Origin of the sequence: Pseudomonas fluorescens, assembly GCF_902497855.1 — a bacterium.
In the GTDB taxonomy this organism is placed as follows: Bacteria; Pseudomonadota; Gammaproteobacteria; order Pseudomonadales; family Pseudomonadaceae; genus Aquipseudomonas; species Aquipseudomonas fluorescens_BI.
Genome location: NZ_CABVHU010000002.1, coordinates 165,609 through 184,202, shown reverse-complemented (window position 1 = coordinate 184,202; position 18,594 = coordinate 165,609). Strand labels below are relative to the sequence as shown.

17 protein-coding genes are annotated in these 18,594 nt (G+C 60.0%); 1 reads left to right on the top strand and 16 read right to left on the bottom strand.

Annotation, left to right across the window (positions count from 1 at the left end):
• Nucleotides 1-180 precede the first annotated feature (180 nt).
• Both msbA and F8N96_RS05750 read right to left on the bottom strand, forming a co-directional pair.
• On the bottom strand, nucleotides 181-1,989 hold the full coding sequence (gene msbA, locus F8N96_RS05755; protein WP_150797001.1) for a lipid A export permease/ATP-binding protein MsbA: 1,809 nt from the start codon (nucleotides 1,987-1,989) through the stop codon (nucleotides 181-183).
• 15 nt (nucleotides 1,990-2,004) lie between these two features.
• Nucleotides 2,005-3,177: an O-antigen ligase family protein gene (locus tag F8N96_RS05750; RefSeq protein ID WP_150797000.1), complete on the bottom strand. Its 1,173-nt coding sequence runs from the start codon at nucleotides 3,175-3,177 to the stop codon at nucleotides 2,005-2,007.
• Nucleotides 3,178-3,327: 150 nt separating this feature from the next.
• Between F8N96_RS05750 and F8N96_RS05745 the strand changes: the two genes are divergently transcribed.
• A complete protein-coding gene (locus tag F8N96_RS05745) occupies nucleotides 3,328-3,894 on the top strand; it encodes a toluene tolerance protein (RefSeq protein WP_224789551.1) in 567 nt (188 codons plus the stop codon).
• Here the strand turns inward: F8N96_RS05745 and F8N96_RS05740 are convergent.
• The 14 genes from F8N96_RS05740 to waaC all read right to left on the bottom strand — a co-directional run bounded on the left by F8N96_RS05740 (nucleotide 3,889) and on the right by waaC (nucleotide 18,594).
• Complete coding sequence (locus tag F8N96_RS05740; protein ID WP_150796998.1) at nucleotides 3,889-4,986, bottom strand: glycosyltransferase; 1,098 nt, start codon at nucleotides 4,984-4,986, stop codon at nucleotides 3,889-3,891. The genes F8N96_RS05745 and F8N96_RS05740 overlap by 6 nt on opposite strands.
• Nucleotides 4,987-5,034: 48 nt before the next feature.
• On the bottom strand, nucleotides 5,035-5,796 hold the full coding sequence (locus tag F8N96_RS05735; protein ID WP_150796997.1) for a glycosyltransferase family 2 protein: 762 nt from the start codon (nucleotides 5,794-5,796) through the stop codon (nucleotides 5,035-5,037).
• Nucleotides 5,797-5,851: 55 nt separating this feature from the next.
• Nucleotides 5,852-6,808, bottom strand: coding sequence for a glycosyltransferase (locus F8N96_RS05730; RefSeq protein ID WP_150796996.1), 957 nt, complete (start codon nucleotides 6,806-6,808; stop codon nucleotides 5,852-5,854).
• Nucleotides 6,805-8,235: a PIG-L deacetylase family protein gene (locus F8N96_RS05725; protein WP_150796995.1), complete on the bottom strand. Its 1,431-nt coding sequence runs from the start codon at nucleotides 8,233-8,235 to the stop codon at nucleotides 6,805-6,807. The genes F8N96_RS05730 and F8N96_RS05725 overlap by 4 nt, the downstream gene beginning before the upstream one ends.
• 8 nt (nucleotides 8,236-8,243) lie before the next feature.
• The gene (locus F8N96_RS05720) at nucleotides 8,244-9,140 is read right to left on the bottom strand and encodes an antimicrobial resistance protein Mig-14 (RefSeq protein WP_150796994.1); all 897 of its coding nucleotides are present in this window, start codon (nucleotides 9,138-9,140) and stop codon (nucleotides 8,244-8,246) included.
• Nucleotides 9,140-10,270 (bottom strand): glycosyltransferase, encoded by a 1,131-nt coding sequence (locus F8N96_RS05715; protein WP_150796993.1) that lies wholly within the window; start codon nucleotides 10,268-10,270, stop codon nucleotides 9,140-9,142. Before F8N96_RS05715 ends, F8N96_RS05720 begins: the two co-directional genes overlap by 1 nt.
• Nucleotides 10,254-12,011 carry a carbamoyltransferase gene (locus F8N96_RS05710; RefSeq protein WP_150763473.1) on the bottom strand — a complete coding sequence of 586 codons (1,758 nt, stop codon included), beginning with the start codon at nucleotides 12,009-12,011 and terminating at the stop codon, nucleotides 10,254-10,256. The genes F8N96_RS05715 and F8N96_RS05710 overlap by 17 nt, the downstream gene beginning before the upstream one ends.
• A gap of 177 nt (nucleotides 12,012-12,188) precedes the next feature.
• Entirely contained in the window at nucleotides 12,189-12,521 is a 333-nt protein-coding gene (locus F8N96_RS05705) for a YceK/YidQ family lipoprotein (RefSeq protein WP_150796992.1), read from the bottom strand.
• A gap of 150 nt (nucleotides 12,522-12,671) precedes the next feature.
• Nucleotides 12,672-14,123, bottom strand: coding sequence for a lipopolysaccharide kinase InaA family protein (locus F8N96_RS05700; RefSeq protein WP_150796991.1), 1,452 nt, complete (start codon nucleotides 14,121-14,123; stop codon nucleotides 12,672-12,674).
• Nucleotides 14,123-14,875, bottom strand: coding sequence for a lipopolysaccharide kinase InaA family protein (locus F8N96_RS05695; RefSeq protein WP_150796990.1), 753 nt, complete (start codon nucleotides 14,873-14,875; stop codon nucleotides 14,123-14,125). Before F8N96_RS05695 ends, F8N96_RS05700 begins: the two co-directional genes overlap by 1 nt.
• Nucleotides 14,872-15,606 carry a lipopolysaccharide kinase InaA family protein gene (locus F8N96_RS05690; RefSeq protein WP_150796989.1) on the bottom strand — a complete coding sequence of 245 codons (735 nt, stop codon included), beginning with the start codon at nucleotides 15,604-15,606 and terminating at the stop codon, nucleotides 14,872-14,874. Before F8N96_RS05690 ends, F8N96_RS05695 begins: the two co-directional genes overlap by 4 nt.
• Nucleotides 15,606-16,412 carry a lipopolysaccharide core heptose(I) kinase RfaP gene (gene rfaP, locus F8N96_RS05685; protein ID WP_150796988.1) on the bottom strand — a complete coding sequence of 269 codons (807 nt, stop codon included), beginning with the start codon at nucleotides 16,410-16,412 and terminating at the stop codon, nucleotides 15,606-15,608. Before rfaP ends, F8N96_RS05690 begins: the two co-directional genes overlap by 1 nt.
• Complete coding sequence (locus F8N96_RS05680; protein WP_150796987.1) at nucleotides 16,409-17,533, bottom strand: glycosyltransferase family 4 protein; 1,125 nt, start codon at nucleotides 17,531-17,533, stop codon at nucleotides 16,409-16,411. Before F8N96_RS05680 ends, rfaP begins: the two co-directional genes overlap by 4 nt.
• Nucleotides 17,533-18,594 (bottom strand): lipopolysaccharide heptosyltransferase I, encoded by a 1,062-nt coding sequence (gene waaC / locus F8N96_RS05675; protein WP_150796986.1) that lies wholly within the window; start codon nucleotides 18,592-18,594, stop codon nucleotides 17,533-17,535. Before waaC ends, F8N96_RS05680 begins: the two co-directional genes overlap by 1 nt.

The window sequence follows — 18,594 nt, the reverse complement described above, 5'->3', positions numbered from 1 at the left end:
GTGCAACCCACATACAGAATGAACAGGGGCGCGATATTAACACAGGCTTGGCATGGGCTTGTGTGACGGCTGCAACGGGATGATTCGGCAGGGTTTTCTATTCATGGTTGAGCGCATATCGCCGAACGCATTGCACGTCGGGCGTGCGAGAGGGTGAGCCAGGCCCACCCTCTCGCCGGCTCAGGCGATGCCGGCCGATACCGGCTCGTCCAGCCCCATCGCATGCAGGCGCGAATAGTAGCCGTTTTGCGCCAGCAACTGGGCGTGGGTGCCACGCTCGACGATTTCCCCATGGTCCATGACCAGGATCAGATCGGCTTTCTCGATGGTCGACAACCGATGCGCGATCACCAGGGTGGTGCGACCTTTCATGACATGATCCAGGGCCGCCTGAATATGCCGCTCGGACTCGGTATCGAGCGCCGACGTCGCTTCGTCAAGAATCAGCAAGGGTGCATTCTTCAACAGGGCACGGGCAATCGCCAGACGCTGACGCTGTCCGCCGGACAGCAACACGCCGTTTTCCCCGACCTGAGTGTCCAGCCCCTGGGGCATTTCCGAGATGAAGTCCATCGCGTAGGCATCCGTGGCGGCCTTCTCGATATCGGCACGCGGTGCATCAGCCAGGTCACCGTAGGCGATGTTGTTGGCAATGGTGTCGTTGAACAGGGTCACATGCTGCGTGACTTGCGCCACATGCCGACGCAGGTTGCGCAGGCGATAGTCTTCGATTTCCACGTCATCGAGCAGGATTTCGCCGACGTCGTGGTGGTAGAAACGCGGAATCAGGCTGGCCAGGGTCGACTTGCCGCTCCCCGACCGACCGACCAGGGCGATCATTTGCCCCGGTGCCGCAGTGAAGTTGATGTTTTTCAGCACTTCACGCTCGGTCCCCGGGTAAGTGAAACTCAGGTTGCGCACCTCCAGGTGGCCGCTGACGCGCTCACGTTCGACGGTGCCGCTGTCGACCTCAGGCTCGACGTCCAGCTGTTCGAAAATGCTTTCGGCACCGGCGACGCCTTTCTGGATGGTGGAACTGACTTCCGACAGCTGTCGAATCGGCTTGGGCAACAGGCCCGCCGCAGTGATGTAGGCCACCAGGTCACCGGCGGAGGCGTCGCCGCGCAGGAACAGCACCAGGAACATCAGCACGGCCATGGCGGTATAGATCACCAACTGCAGCATGGGCGTGTACACCGCACCGGTCTTGGTCATGCGCAACTGTTTGTCGGTGTTGCCCTGACTGGCCTCGGCAAAACGACGCTTTTCATAGTTCTCGCCACCGAAGCTGCGCACCACGCGATAGCCTTGGATGGTCTCGGAGGCCACGTGTGTCACGTCGCCCATCGCCACCTGGATCTTCTTGCTCTGCTTGCGAAATTTCTTGCTGGTATTGCCGACCATGAACGCGATGACCGGCAGGATCGCCAGCATCACGATCGTCAGTTTCCAGTTCATCCACACCAGGTAGGCAAACAGGAATACCACGGTCAGGCCTTCACGGATGACCACCTTGATGGCGTCCGTCGCTGCGCCGGTCACCATGGTCACGTTGAAGGTGATGCGCGAGATCAGATGCCCGGAGTTGTGGGTATCAAAATAGCGATTGGGCAGTACCAGCAGCTTGTTGAACAACTCGACACGCAGGTCGTGGACCAGGCCCAGGGAAACCTTCGCCAGGAAGTAGTTGCCCAGGAATGATCCCAGGCCTTGCCACGCGGCGATCAGGATGATCAGCAACGGCACGGCCATCAGCAACTGCAAGTCTTTCAGGTAGGGGACGTTGGGGAAGAGCACCGCTTCAGGATTGCTCAGGCCGTCGACGAAATATTTGAGAATCCCCGCCAGCATGGGCTGAGTGGAGGCAAAGATCACGAAGCCCACGATACTCAGCAGGAAAAGGCCGGTATAGGGTTTTACATACCCCAACAGCCGAAAATAGATTTTCAAGCTGGAATCCTGTCCCGCGTCGGGCGGTGCGTCACTCATCGTAGAGCTCACTGGTTAGGAAGAACGCGAAATTTTATCACAAGCGCCGGAATCGGCCCGCGCCCACACCAAAACACTGGCCAGACCTACGGGCAACCAACTGATGAACCACTCCGCCCTTGGCGTTCCGGTCAGGCTGGCCGCGTCGAATTGCATGGCCAGGGACGAAAATAGCCAGATGCCGATGACACCTTGGCCATAGAGTGTTTCCCGGGCCTTCCAGGCTTGATACAGGATTGCAATCCATGCCGCGCACCACAATAACAGGCCCGGCACGCCCAGCTCGATGGCGACATGGGTGAACAGGTTATGCGCATGGTCAAAGTAGATGCCGTCGGCGAACACTCTATAGGCGCCACCCAGCCCCAACCCCTGCCACGGATGTTCGGCGATCATTTGCAGGCTTGCCATCAGGATTTGCGGACGATAGGAAACGCCACGGGCCAACACCAGAGGCTCGAGAAACCAGAAAGCCAGCATTGCGACTGTCAATGCCGACACGGCAATGATGCGGCTGCGGCGATCGCGGCACCAGATCGGCATGGCGAGCAACGTCAGAAACAACGCCAACGCAGCACCACGGCTCTGGCTCAGCACGACGAAGACCCCAAGCAATCCCAGCGCAAACGCCCAGACGGCTTGCATCCAACGATCCCGCGGGACCCAATGCACAAGCCATACGGCCGCCAGCCCGATGACGTAGCCCCCCAGAATCGGATGAGCCAACTCGCCCAAACCCTCGACGCGCGCATACCAGACGTTGCCATTGATCACGTAAAACCTGACCATCGCCGCCAACGCAGTCAACGCCAACCCCAAGCCGCCCCATTGCATGACGCGTATGACCCGCTCGGGCCGGGCATTGGCAAAGACCGGGAAGAACAGCACAAACACACTGATGTACAGCAAACGCTTGGCTTCGCGACCCGGGTCCTCGACGTTGGTCCATGAAAGGCTGATCAATGACCAGACCATCAGTCCGAGCAATGGCAGGTAGACCCAGCGCTGCTTATCAAGCAGTTCTGCGAGCCTTGCCCGTGTCGACCAGGCGAACATCAAGGCCGGCAGCCAGAGCATGGCGACCAGGCCCTGCTGATAGAGCTTATTGGTCGGCGCAACGGCGATGGCCAACAGGAACCACAGCAGACCGACCGTCATCCATGCTTGCGCCCAGCGTGTTTCCTGCATCAATGTGCTCCTTGATTGGTTCGCCATGCCTAACCCGGCATGGTTAAAACTGAAACTTTTCGGCATCATTGCCCGCCACGGTGCCCCGCTATTCCAACAAGGCTTTCTACGATGCAATGCTCCCGACTTGCGCAAGACGCTTTAAATCGAATGATTGAAGGCGCCAGAATACTGGAGGCCGATAGCTTCGGCCCGAAAGTCTACCTGTTGCAGGACGGGAATATCCTCAAACTGTTCCGGCGCAAACGTATTTTTTCTTCCGCAATGTTTCGTCCGTATTCGAAGCGCTTCATCGACAACGCCATCGAACTGCAAAAACTCGGTGTGCCCACCTTTGAGGTCCTGCAGTTCTTTCGACTGCAAGCCCCCGGCATGACGGCTGTGCTTTATCGGCCGCTGCCGGGAGAAACCCTGCGCCAGATTGCCGACAAGGAAGGTTTCAACTGGCAACAGAACCTGCCTGCTCTGGCAGGCCTGATCCGCAGTCTGCATGCGTCGGGGATCTATTTTCGTTCATTGCACCTGGGAAACATCGTGGTGACGCCGGACAACCGCATGGGCCTGATCGACGTGGCGGACATGCGTTTCCTGCAGGCACCGCTGCCCAGGCGTCTGATCAAGCGCAACCTGCAACACTTCGCCCGCTATATTGCCCGAGAGAACCTGAACGGCAGCTTTCCAATGCAAGCGTTGGAGCAAGCCGTCCTGCCGTCATGAGAGCAATCGGCGGGCGACTTGACTGAAGTCCGACCAGGCCTGGTCCGGCGCCAGTTCCAGGTACTGCGTCGCTGCGACGTCTTTCGCAGAGACGCTGAACGCACGCACGATGGCATCGCGCCAGGCACTGACATCATCGACGGCGGCGTACCAGCCCGTGTGAGCCAATTGCTCGCGGAACACCGGCAATTCGCTGGAGATGACCGGCACGCCCGCCATCACCGCCTCTTGCATGATCAGCCCCAGCCCCTCGCTGAGTGAAGGGATTGCGACCCAGTCGAAGGCGCTGTAAAGCTGCGCTGCCTCGTTCAGATGACCTGGCAACGAGACACGGGCACTCAATCCCAGGTGGTCGATGCGCGCTTGCAGCGCTGCCCGGGTCGAGCCTTCGCCAATGATCACCAGGCGCAGATCGGGTCGTTGCTGCAAGGCCGAAGTAAAAGCCTCGAACAGACACGCAAAACCCTTCTTGTCCTCGAATCGTCCGACCGCACCGAGCACCGGCGTATGATCCAGGGGCAATCCCAACCGGGCACGGGCCTGCTCTCGCGAGAGCACTGCCGAACGGTAGGAGGTGGGGTCGAACGCACTGCGCAGGGTCATCACGGGCAATTGGAGGTCGTCGCTCAGCTGGGTGGCCAAGGTATTGGACACTGCAACCAACGTCAGCCGGGAAGACGCACTGAGCTGCGCAAAGAGCGCTCGATCCGCAGCACGCAGACGCGTGGAACCATGAAAAATCACCACCGCGCGGATCCGTGGCAGTGATCCAAGAAGCGGCAAAAGCGTGCGCGCGACGCCCAAACCATCGAGCAACAGCAGGTGCGCCTCACTCTGCATGAGCGCCTTCTGAAAGCCGGCCTGCATCCAGGGCTTCGTCAGCCGCCAGAAATGCCGCCCTTTCAAACGGGCAGAGGACAGTTTCCATTCCCGGGCATCGCCAACGCTCAGCCCACACTCGGACACGCTGCCTTGCAGCAGCCAGGTCTTCACTGATGCAGCGGGGCCCGCCTGCGAAAGAATTTGCTGATGAACCTTGTGAATCGATGCGTACGGAGCACCACCGGACCACATGACGTTAAGGATATTCATAGAGCAACAAGCCAATGCATGGGTCCCGGGTGACAAGCGGTGGTGCACTTAGTTGATGAACCAGCCAATGCAGACTCCCAGCAATAGAATCAATCCGGACTTCACATGGTCACGTCGACTGCGGCGCACCTTGCGCCGACGCTCAACCGACGTCTGTACATGGAGGCCAAATCCGGTATGCCGAACGGCATCCCCCTCCAGCGTCACGGCGGTCAAATCGAGCTGTGCGTAACGCTGCGACAACGCCTTCTCCCCACCGTGATCGGCAAATGGGGCGCAGAGTCGATATTCCTTCACGCGACGCAGTCCGGGATTCAGCGAAAAACTCTGCCACTCGGGTTTATCGGAGATTAGCGGGTAACACGGCACCCCACCGATAATTTCACGGGCCCCCAGGTGAATGTAGGGGCTGTGAACACACAGATCGTAGATATAGTTGCGCAACCACACCTGGAGAATTTCCGGGCGCAACTCGAGGATGGCCATGGAGTCTTCCACAAACCCCGGACGATAGAACTCCCAGTCATCCTCGCAATGAAAGATGTAGGGCGTGGCGACGTGTTCGTACGCCAGATCGATCGACGCCAACTGGCCGAGTTTCGGGCGATTGACGAACACCGTGCAGTGATCTTTCCAATGGGCGGGAATGACCGAGTGCACCTGATCATCCCCCGCATCTTCAGTGATGAAGACTTCGCGGATGGCGGCGGTATTGAACCGGTCAAAACTCTCGAGAGTCATTTTGAGCAGGTCCAGGCGGCCACAGCTGGTGACCACTAATGTGATGTTACTTTCGTTAGAAAAGTGCACCTGATTCCCGATTAAAAGTCAAAGTGCCAGCCATTCAACGGCTGACCAAACCTTGTCAAACGCCCAGTTTCAGACGCACTTTTTCCAGCAGCCCCAGCGGCGCGCCAGGGCGCAGTGCAGGCTCGAGCGCTTCGACGATACGCTGGCCAATCCGCGCAAAACTGAACTGACTGACCGCCAGTTCGCGACCATTGGCGGCGATGCGCTGCGCCAGCTCCGGGTCGGCCCGCAATACGGCCAGCTTCTGCTGGAGCTGCGGGATATCTTGATAGAGCACCACATTATGCATGTCCTGCAAACCCAGTGCGCTGCTTTCCGCCGCGCCCTGATCGTAGGCCAGCAACACACAGCCACATGCCATGGCCTCGAAGTTCTTGATCATGAATTCGCCCATGCCGACATCGGCGCTGACGAAGAAGCGAATGCGGTTGAGTGTGTCGCAGTACTCTTCACCGGATTTGGTGCGCGTGACGACCATCGATTCGACTCGCCCCAACTCATCGAGCAGCGCCTTGCGGCCACTGTAGGCGACGCTGTTGGTGCTGCCGACAAACGCCAGCTCGATATCCCGCTCGCGACCCTGGTCCTGCAGCAATGTCTGGTCGTACCCCTTCGGCACGAATACCGCGTCGAAGCCCTCTGCGCGCAAACGCTCGCTCACCATGAAACCCGAGCTGATCACCCGCGCCCAGGGCAACTTGCGGTAATGGGCGCTGAACTTGCCGGTGTATTTGCACGCAATGTAATTCTGGTAGGCATCGTGCTCAAGAATGACCAGGTTGGGCACGGTCTGGATGAACCTCACCTGCCTGATTTCTTTTTTGAAGCGCAGAAAAAACACGATACGGTCATAGCGGGTCACATCGACATGCTTGCGGAAATACCCACGCAAGTCGTCTTGCTCTTCACTGCTCAATTCGCGCTTGTCGCACTCGCAATGCTCGGCGATGCCGTCATACAGCCGATCGAGAATCGCCCGCTGCTCTTTCTGTACCAGAAACAGGACTTTCAATTGGACTCTCTCTTTCCAGACAATTCCTGGACCCAGAACAACTCGTGGCGTCGTACCGCTTTACGCATAAAATCGTTTTCGCCGAACGCCCGCCAGCGTCGAGCCGCCAGGCAACGTTGTATCGCTCGGCGCAGCAGACGCTTGAAGGGAGGCCGGGGCTGAAGGTCGTGCATCATGCCCAGCGACAGGGCCTTGCGCCGTTGGCTGTCGGTCGACAGACACAGGGTCCAGGGGCGCAACGATTCATGCACTCCGATCTGGGGCGGCAGTGCCACACCCGTGCCCGCGTCGCCCATTGGCCAACGATCGTTGTCGTGCAGGTGATTGGCGTAATGCAGCAATGTTTCGGGCTGCCACGCCGTGCCGCTCAAGGCCTGCATCACCGCTTGCTGCGAACACAGGTGGTCCGGATGGGGATCCAGGTGCGGGTGCGGCAAGACAATGACCTGAGGCTCGATGCGTTCGATCAACTCACGCAAATCAGCCAGCAGATTATTCCAGGACGGCAGGCCATCAACATCACTGCCCAAGGCAAATGGATTGAATCGGCGGAAATATCGGGTATCGCTCAGCTGTGCTTCACGGGACGCCATGGCCTCGGTCGGCGCGCTCTGCATGGCAGGCAACTGCAGGCAAAAGTAGCCCAGTTGAATACAGCGTTGCGCAGGCACGCCTCCCCATAACGGCACGCTGATACTGTCCCAGGCGCGCAACGAGCCCTTCAGCCGAGACGCTTCGACGTCATCGAGCCCCATCTGTCGATAGTGCCCGGCCTCGATTTCACCGGCGGTGATGGTCACGATCCAGCTTTGTTCGGCACCGCTGTACAAGCCGAATGCGGCCAGCTCGGCGTCGTCGGCGTGGGGGGCGATCACCATCACCCGCTGAAGGCTGTAATCCGGATGTTCGAACGCCGAGAGCACCGGCTCGCCGAGTAATCGGCAGAAACGTCCGCGCAGACGCAACTCACCTTGTGACAGTACAGCGGCCTGCCCCGTGAGATTGAGGTAACGCAAGCCATCGACGCCACGCTCGAAGGTCTGGCGGTCCGGATCAGCACCACCGGCCAGCTCGACAACGGGATCGATAAAACGTCCCAGCCAGGTGCTTTTTATCCGCAGTGCCAATATCAGGGTGGCGTTGTCGACCAGCATCACCCCCTCGTCCAGCCGCAACCGGTCCCCGTCCAGGCGCACCTTGGGCTGCTGGGTGTACGGTGGGAAGCTGTACTGATAATCGTCTGCGGGTGAATAAAACAGATGGTCGGCAAACCATGCCTCGTGGGCAATCCAGCCCAGAACCGCGAGCACCACCGGCAGCCACCAGACCACCAGCACGCCGCAGGCAATCAATAGCACCAGCGCAATCAACAGGCCGAGGCGTTTGTTGCGCCGATGGCGCTTGAGCAGTTGCTGTTTACGATTCATGGGCTGGCTCATACGGTGAACACCGGCACAGGATTGCACCAGCGATCCTTGTATTCACGGTCGGCGCGACCGAAAGAAAAGCGCAGGGGTTTGTCCAGCGCCCGGGCATGCTCCCACGCGCTTTGGGTGTTGAGAAAACTCAAGACGCTGCCGGGACTGAATTCCCGGGTTTCGGGATCGACGCCGCCGTTGATGTATTCGACGCTGATCCAGTTCGGTGTCTCCACACGGTAGACCAGCTGAATCGCTATCGGCGCATCGTTAAGGAAGATCACCGAGCCGATCAACAGGTCACGCAGCAACTCGATGACCTCGGCCATCCGTTCGGCACCTGTCGCCGGGAACCCCCAACGGCGCTGGAACAGGTCGCAATAGATCGCTGCCAACTCGCCGCTGGAAAACTCGCTGACCGGCCGTACCACTCCACCCGCCTCTTCCAGCAGCCGCAGTTCGCGGCGCTGGTTGTAGCGGAACTTCTTCGACAGTTCTTCGGGAGTGCGGGCCATGGCCAGTTGTTCGGCCTGCAACCTGATGCCGGTAAAGCGGCCTTCGTTCAATGCCGACAGGTAACGCCCGCGATGACGCAGCGGGGCCTGGGCATCGGCGGCGGCCGGCAGAATGAACTCGGCATTGCCCAGGTCGAACAAGCCCTTTTTACCTCGGCGCTTGAGCACATCCTTGGACAAGGCCAGGTCGCGACCCCAGGTCGGGATCGCGGCTTTGACGTCGCCATGCTGCTCCCAGGCCAGGTAACGCACCGGGATGTCGGCCAACTGCGCCAGCCGCTCGACCACCATGGGATGAGTGGCGACGCTGCCGCCATAACGTTGCCAGGCCTCGGCGTAGGTCGAGGCGTCGACTGCCGTCCAGCCACGTTCGCGCCAGCCTTGAAATCGGTTGAGCATCAGCCCCTCGGTGCCAGTTCGGTAACCGGCGGCAAACGCCAGAAGGCGTCACGCACCGCGCGGTCGGAGAAGCGCTCTTGCAAGCGGTCGAGCATCAGCTCGGCACACTGATGACGTTGCTGCTCGTCCATGGCGGCCAGATGTTGCAGCCCTTGAGCCAAACGCCCGGCATCGCCCAACGGGAATAGAATGCCTACGCCTTCGACCACTTCCTTGGCGCCGCCACACGCCGTGGCGAGCAACGGCACACCGGCGGCCATGGCCTCCAGCAACACCATGCCGAACGGTTCGTGATCGGAGCTCAGGGCAAATGCATCGAAGGCACGGAAATACCGCCGGGCTTCGGGCACCTGGCCGAGGAACAGCACGCGGTCGCCGATGCCCAGCTCACGCGCCAGGGCCTTGAGGTCCTGCTCCAGTCGACCGGCACCGAGAATCACCAATTGGCTGTTGACCGGCAAACCCGGCAGCGCTGTGGCAAACCCTTGCAGCAGCGTGTCCTGATCCTTGTCCGGGTGCAGCCGCCCGACGTTGCCGACGATCCACGCATCCATCGGCAGACCGAGGGTTTCCCGTGCTTCGCGAACCGACACCTGGCTCTCTTGTAATGCCGGTACGTCGATTCGGTTATAGAGCGTTTGAATACGCGCGGCCGGCCATTTCGGCAGGCAACTGCGCATGTCGTCACGTACCGCATCGGAAACGCCAAGCAGGCACAGGCGCTTGCGGAAAATATTCGCGAAGAGTTTACGGGTGCCACGCTTGTAATCGTCAAAGGCGTGATGCACGCCAATCACCGGCAACGAAGTACCCAGCAAGGCGATATAAATCGGCTTGAATCGGTGAGCAATACAGAAACTGAAATTGCGCGAGGCGGCGATCTTGCGCAGATCGCCGATGGCGCCAAGCTTCAGGCCACGAATGGCCTTGGAGCTGTATTCCATGAACAGCACTTCATCGCAAGCGCATCCCGCGGCGACTTCGGCATCGGCAACCCCGGTCAGAAACACCGTGGTCACTCGATAACCGGTCCCCGCGAACAGGCTGGCGTACTGCCGGGCGCAGTCCAGAAACGGCCCGTCATAGCCGTGACAGAACTGCAGCACATGGCGTTCAGCCGAGCGTGTCATATGCGTTCGCGCCCTCTTTGACCACCAGGATGTCTTCCATGATCAAGTACTGTAGATCGGAACCGTAGAACATGTTCAGGGCATCGGTCGGCGAGCAGATCATCGGTTCACCACGACGGTTGAGCGAGGTGTTCAGCGAGACGCCGTTACCGGTCAGCACTTCCAGCGCCTTCATCATGTCGTAGTAGCGCGGGTTGTATTCGCGCTTGAGCACCTGGGCCCGGGAGGTGCCGTCTTCGTGGACGACTTCCGGCACGCGGGTCTTCCACTCTTCAGCCACTTCAAAGGTGAAGGTCATGAACGGCGCCGGGTGGTCGATCTTGATCATCTGTGGCGCGACGGTGTCGAGCATCGATGGGCAGAAAGGCCTCCAGCGCTCGCGGAACTTGATCTGGTGGTTGATCCGGTCAGCCACGCCAACGGCGCTCGGGCAGCCGATGATCGAGCGACCGCCCAAGGCCCGCGGACCGAACTCCATGCGACCCTGGAACCAGGCCACCGGGTTGCCGTCGACCATGATCTTGGCAATGTTTTCCGGCATGTTCTCGAGCTTGCGCCATTCAGGCTTGCTCGGGTGACGGGCGCAGGCGGCGATCACGTCTTCGTTGCTGTAGGACGGACCGAGGTAGACGTGTTCCATCTTCTCGACCGGTACTCCACGGGCGTGGGACACGTAAGCTGCCGCACCCACCGCGGTGCCGGCATCGCCGGACGCAGGCTGGACGAACAGTTCCTTGACGTCATCGCGAGCGATGATTTTCTGGTTGAGCTTGACGTTCAACGCACAGCCGCCGGCGTAGGCCAGCTTGCCGGTTTCCTTGAGCACATCGCCCAGGTAATGGTCGATCATCTGCAACGCCAGCTTCTCGAACAGCGCTTGCATGCTCGCGGCGTAGTGGATGTACGGCTCGTCGGCGATGTCGCCTTCGCGCTTGGGACCCAGCCACTCGATCAGCTTCGGCGAGAAGTAGAAGCCCTTGCCCTTTTCTTTATAGCGACGCAGGCCGATGACGTTGGCGTATTCAGTGTTGATCACCAGCTCGCCGTTCTCGAACGAGGCCAGGCGCGAGAAATCGTATTTGCTGGCATCGCCGTAAGGCGCCATGCCCATGACCTTGAACTCGCCGTCGAGCATCTCGAAACCGAGGAACTCGGTAATCGCGCCATACAGGCCGCCGAGGGAGTCCGGATCGAAGAATTCCTTGATCTTGTGGATCTTGCCGTTTTCGCCATAACCGAAGAAGGTCGTGGCGTACTCACCCTTGCCGTCGATCCCCAGGATCGCGGTTTTCTCTTTGAAGCCGGAGCAGTGGTAAGCGCTGGAGGCATGGGCCAGGTGGTGTTCGACCGGCTCGATCTTGATCTTCTTCGGATCGAAGCCCAGTTGCTCGAGGCACCAGACAATCTTGTTGCGATAGCGCTTGTAGCGACGGTTGCCCATCAGGATCGCGTCAAGGGCGCGATCCGGGGCGTACCAGTAACGCTTGGCGTATTGCCAGCGGGCCTTGCCGAACAGGCTGATCGGCGCGAACGGAATCGCTACCACGTCAACATCGGACGGCTTGATGCCGGCCTGCTCGAGACAGAATTTCGCCGATTCGTAAGGCATGCGGTTCTTTGCATGTTTATCGCGTACAAAGCGCTCTTCTTCAGCCGCCGCGACCAGCTTGCCGTCGATGTACAAGGCTGCGGAAGGATCATGGCTAAGGGCGCCGGACAGGCCAAGAATCGTCAATGCCACAGGGGTCTAGCCTCTTTAGTCTGCATGCAGGCGCAAGGCGCCTCGAAAATTGATGTGCCCCTCGCAAGGGGCGAGAAGCAGCTAAAGGGCGGGATTATAGCGTAAACATGGCGGGAATGACCCTGCGGTTGTTTACACAGGTCTGTCGCGACAGAACCCATCGCAATTGCGGCGCCATCACTTGAGCCAGAGGCTCCCGTCTTCACTTTGGCGATAAATGGTGTAAGGCAGGACGACCGTGTCCAGTAACCCGGAGGCGACGAGGTCGAAAAAGATCAGTGGTACAAACCCCGTTTGCGCTGCACCTGCCGTATGACTGGGCGGCGAGTTGAGTATGCAGAAGTCGTAGGCCAGGCCGCTGTAGGCACGAGGGATGGATTGACAGTAGGTCTGTCGTTGCCGGAGATCCTTTGCCGTTTCGGCGTCATGCTGCAGCATCGTCACGGCGGTCCCGCAGCCGGATAAAGCCAGGGAGAATGCTCCGATTACAACAGCCTTTTTTATAGTCACGACCTGCCCTCCGAGTACGTCAGGCAAGTTAGCATCGTGGCTATTCAGAGGCATAGTTCACGGGGTCTGGAGATCATGTAGGACATTTCATAAGAACTTGTCCTCTGGTGACACTCGCGGCCTCTTCGCCGGCAAGCCGGCGAAGGCGATTCAGACGGCGCTGGCGATTTCCCTGGGCAGACGCTGATCGATGACTTGATAAAGCGCACTGGCTTCGGGCCAATTACGCATGAACCTTGCCCGATCCCGCGCATACGCCGGGGCAAAGCTGCCCACAGAGCCATGCTGACACATCGAATCCAGGTCGATCAGCGCCCAGCGATCTTCCTGCCAGAACAGGTTGTGCCCCTTGAAATCCCCATGACTGATCCGCTCGCGAATCAACTGCGCAAACAAATGATCCAGCGCAGCCAGCTCAGCCTCCGGCGCATCGCCGCTCTCAATGTACGGCGCAAAGCGCTCAATGATGTCCGGCCCCGACAGATGCTCGGTAATCAGATAAGCCCGGCTGCGCAACCAGAGAAACCGTCTTTCCAGCAACGCCAAAGGCTTGGGCGTGGCAATGTCGAGAAACGCCAGCCGATTGCCTTCGCGCCAGGAGTGCCAGGCACGGCTCGGGCGCCAGAAGCGTTTGAGCCAGTGGGCGACGCCCTTGATGTTGTAGCGCTTGATCACCAGCGTGCGGCCAGCCACGTCGACCTTGCCGACGCTCGCTGCGCCGCCGGTCTTGTACAGATGGCCCTGCTCGAGCAGCGCGTCGGCCTGCGCCAGCACCGGCAGCATCGCCGCTTCTTCCTCCCGGCGAATCGCCCGTAAACCGAATGCCCCGCGCTGGACACTGAACAGCGTGCATTCACGGCCGACCTTGATCAGGAAGTCTTTGAGGCGCCAGCGTCGAACCTTGTCGATCTGCTTTTGCAAGGCTTCCATGGGCAAGGCATGCTCACCGTTGCTCAGCAGGTAATACACCAGCAATTCTTCGGTGAAGGGCTCCAGCGACTTGGGCAACTGGGCAAAAAACACACCGAGGTTTTCCAGCACTTTCTGCCGCGACAGGGGGTTGCCGGCCGTCTCGACACGAATGCCCGCGCCATCGATCAAATACAGCCGGCCGCGCTGGCGCAGCAGATTGTCCAGATGCAGGTCTTCCTGCCACAGGCCTTTGCGGTGCAGCTGACCAATCGCGCCCAGCGCATCGGCCAGGACCGCCGATTGCTCATCCGCCAACAGGGCCAAATGCTCGACCTTCTTCCAGGCCTCCCCCAGGCTCTCGGCGCCCTCAAGAAAATCAAACAGCAGCCAACCGCCCTCGCCCTCTTTCAGGCCGTCGGCCAACAGCTGTGGGGTGGTCAGGCCCTGGGCGGCGAGCAAACGCACGCCATCCAGCTCACGCTGAAAATGCCGCGCCGCCTTGCTGCCGACCAGCAATTTGGCCAATACCGGCCGACCGCGCCAGACACCGGCGCCGACATAACGCTGCCCGGGCAAGACCCGCAACAGGCTCAATAACTGCAATTCGGCAGGGCCGGCGGCATCGGCCAATGAAATGCTCAATGGCAGGCCAGGACTGCGGCCAGCATTTTTCAGCTCGGACAAGCGCATCAGCGGGTCTCCTTATGGCTGCGTCGCGCGGTCAGTCGCGCGAGCCAGCTGTCGATCAGCGTGCTATCCCGGGATTGATCGAGATAGGCAGCCAGCAACTCGCGCACCTGCGCTTCGTTCCATTCTGGTGCCCGGCGCACCAACGGCTCCAGGTCTTTGGCCCGGTCACGCGAACCGAACAGCAACGGCCGGGTCTTTTCCAGGTCGATCAGCTGGGCCTGATAACCTTCGCCGATGGCCTGGAGAAAAATATGCTTGGGGTAGAAGCAGCCGTGGACCTGACGCGCGCCATGCAGGCGCCGGGCCAATTGCCCACAGGCCTGCAGAATCATTGAGTGCTGGGCGGGGCTCAAATCGGACCAGCGCTGCAACAACGAATCCAGGTCATCCCAGCCGTCGAGGGCACGGGTCAACAGAATCGCCCGAACCTCGCCATCGACTTTGCGCTCTCCGAAAAACGCCGCCTTCAATGCGGGAATCCCGAAGCGCTCATAGCGACTGATGTTGCGAAATTCCCGGGCAAAACTCGGCTCGCCAAACGGTGCATGCAAGGTGCGCATTTGATAGTTGCTCTGGCGCTTGAGGTAGTAACCCTGACCTTCCAGATCCAGCCGAAACACGCTGCTCCAGCCACCGCGCGCGGTGTTTGGCTCATCCACAGCGTCCAGTTGCCTGGCCCAGAGTGCGTCGAAGGTGTCGAGGCCGTGACGCTCGAGCAGCGCCCGGTCTTGGGCGGCGAGAAAATCAGTCATTCGCGCCCCTCGAAAAATCTCACCACGTGCCGGATTCGTTTTTTGTCGGCTGCATCGAGCCGGGTCCGTTGACGGTACTGCAGGTAAAAGCGCAGGCGCTGGGTGGCCGACAGTTGATACTTGGCCACCTTGTCCAGGCAGGCCAGATCCTTGGTGATGCGGTACTTGAGCCAGAAGCCGCGCCAGAAATCGCCGTTGGGGCAGTCGATCAGAAACAACCGGGCCTGATCGTCGATCAACAGGTTGCGCCACTTCAAATCGTTATGGGTGAAGCGATGATCGTGCATGGTCCGGGTGTAGCTGGCCAACTGTCGACTGACAGTGTCGACCCAGGCGCGGTCCGCCAGCTTCGGATCATGCCGTTCGGCCAGGGCGGACAGATCCTCGGTATTGGGCAATTCACGGGTGATCATCGCGCCGCGATCATAAGCCGCACCGCGCCGTTCCAGGCCCCAGGCCACCACCTCGGCCGTGGGAATACCCCATTTGGCGAAGCGCTTGAGGTTCTGCCACTCGGCTTTGACCCGGGGTTTGCCCAGGTAACGACGCAGACCTTTACCCGCACCGACATAGCGTTTGACGTAATAGTTGACGCCATTGCGTTTGACGCGAATGACCTCGGACAACGGGTCATGGGTCAAGCGCTCACCCTCAAGCGCAAACACTGCCTCGAGGCTGCCGAAATCTTCTGCCAGATCGCTGTAAGCAGGCTCCAGTTTCCAACCCGCCATCAGAGCGCGTCCCCGTATCGCTGTTTTCGCTCATAGAGCTTGTTGGCCTTGCCTTCGAGCCAGCTGAGCAACCCGGCTTCTTCGCCGAGGATCTGGCGCAATGGCCGCTGGAAATAACCCTTGAGGAAACGCAGTTTGTCGCGACGGGTCAGACCGATGTCCAGCGCCGAAAAATACAGCGCCGCCAGGTCCTTGTTGCGCCAGCGCTGGGTAATCGTCGGGCGGGTGTGGGCGCGGTGCAGGTCGATCACCGAGAGCTTCAAGTCTTCAGGCGTCACCGGTCTGTCGGTGTGCAGCAGGAAGTGGCAGATGTAGCAGTCGCGGTGATTGACGCCAGCGCGGTGCATCATGCCGGTCATGCGCGCAACTTCGGCGATCAGCGCACGCTTGAGCTTGGGCAACGGCGGCTGCTTGACCCAATCGATGCTGAAATCTTCGAGGCTGATGGTAGGCGCCAGTTCTTCGGTAATGATGAACGAGTGTTGATCCGCCGGGTTGCTGCCCTTCTCGCCGTAAGCGACGGCGGTCATGGTCGGCACGCCGACTTCCTGCAGGCGCTGAATAGCCTTCCATTCCTGGCCGGCACCGAGCACCGGCAGCTTGGCGGTGATCAGGTTCTTAACGATCTCGCCCCAGCCAATGCCGCGGTGGATCTTCACGAAAAAGCCATTGCCATCAACGACGGTACGCAGGGTGCGGCGCGCTTCAAGCTCGCGATATACCTCGCCCTCGAGCTTCTCGACTTCGGCGAACGGGTCGCGTCCGGCCCAGAGGCTCTTGAACGGTTCAGCCAGCATCAACTTCATTGCGCGTGCTCCGCGAGAATCACATCGGCCGCGTGCTGCGGCATGCTATAGAGGTCGGCCGTCTCGGCGAAGGCCAGACCGTTGCGGCTCCAGGCCGCCCGCGCTTGATCGTCGTTCAACATCCCCGTCAGATATTGGGTCAACTGTGCCTGATCGAAAGGTTCGTCCAACACCAGGCCGGCATCGGCCTCGGCGATGTAATGGGCATAACCGCAGACCGCACTCACCAGCACCGGCAACCCGGCCACCAGGGCTTCGAGCAACACGGTTCCGGTGTTTTCGTTATACGCCGGGTGAATCAACAGATCGGCACCGAGCAGGAAACGCGGGATGTCGCTACGGCCCTTGAGGAACGTCACGTTGTCGCCGAGCCCCAATGCAGCGCTCTGCACCTGGAATAACTTGGGGTCGTCCTGGCCAATTACAAACAGCCGGGTGCGTTTCTTCAGATCGGCGGGCAAGGCGGCCAGCGCCTTGAGGCTGCGATCCACGCCCTTGGTCTTGAACCCGGAGCCGATCTGCACCAGCAACAGTTCATTATCCTTCAGGTTGAATTCACGACGGAACTCAGCACGAATGTCAGCGGCATTGGCTGGCGCTCGACGATCTTGAGAGATACCCGGTGGCAGCAGATGGAAACGCTGCAGCGGCGTGTCGTAATGCTTGATGAACAGCGGCTGCTGGACTTCGGAAATCATCAGCACTTCGGTCTTGGCCTCTTTGGCGAACACCGCACGCTCGTACTCGGCGAAGTGCCGGTAGCGCCCCCACCGACGGTACAGCGAGTTGCGCAGATTCTGCGCCTTGTCTTCGAAGCAACCGTCGGCGGCGTAGTAAACGTCCAGGCCCGGCATCTTGTTGAAACCGATCAAGCGGTCTACCGGACGCTTGGCCAGATCCGCTTGCATCCACTCGCTGAGCTTTTCATTGCGCCGATGGTTGAACAACGCCTTGACCGGCGCCACCAGCACTTCGAAACCCGGTGGAATGTCGCCCTCCCAGATCAGCGTGTAGACGCGAATCTGATGGCCTCGCTGCTGGCATTCCAAGGCGATGCGCATGAAATCACGCTGCAAGCCACCAAAGGGAAAGTACTTGTACAAGACAAATGCCAATTGCATCAGCGCAGCTCCTCAGCCAGTAACAACGTGCTCAATCGGCTCGCGACACGCTCGGGGTTCAGACGCGTGAAGCACAGGGGCCACTCGCGCTTAAGATCAAACTGACGGGCATCTTCAGCTGTCGGTTGATACGTACATTTCTTTTGCATACATGGCGCACAAGGGAAATCGCTGGCGATGTGAATCTGCGATTTACCATAGGCACCGGTGAGGCCCGGGTTGGTCGGGCCGAACAGCGACAGCGTCGGCACGTCCAGCGCAGCGGCGAGGTGACCGAGACCGGTGTCCACCGCCACGCACGCTTGCGCGCTGGCCAGTACTTTGCCGACACCCGCCAGATTCAGCTTGGGCAGCACTTCGACATGCCTCATGTCTTTGGCGATGCGTTCAGCCCTGGCTTTCTCGATCGGATTGCCCCACGGCAACTTCACCGCGACACCGAGATAGCCGACGCGCTCAGCCAACTCGCGCCAGTAGGCTTCAGGCCAGTGCTTGGTGTCCCAGGTGGTGCCGTGCAGGAACACCACATAAGGATTCTTGCGCGGCAACTCCACCAGTCGCTCGACGTTCAGGCCGTAATCGCCCAAGCCTTTTGGCAGGTCGTAACCCAGGGCCACGGCAAATAGCTGACGCACCCGCTCCACCGCGTGTTGCCCCCGGGCCACGGCCAGACGCCGGGAATAGAAGCGTGCGGCAATCGGCTCACGGGCCGAGTTTTTATCCAGCCCGGCCACCGGGGCTTTGGCATATCGGGTCAGCAAGGCACTTTTGAGCAGGCCTTGGGCATCGATCACCAAATCATATTTGTTAGCGCGAACACTTTGCTTGAAGCGCTTCCACTCGCCACTTTTTAGGGTCTGCCAGATATTCTTGCGCCAGCGGCGAATCGCCACTGGAATCACCTTGCCTACGGCCGGGTGCCAGGTCGGAATTTCGGCAAAACCCTCTTCCACCACCCAGTCGAACTGGATGCCGGGGATAGCTCGCGCCGCGTCGGTCAGCGCTGGCAACGCGTGAATCACGTCGCCCAGCGAAGACGTCTTGATCAACAGAACCCGCAA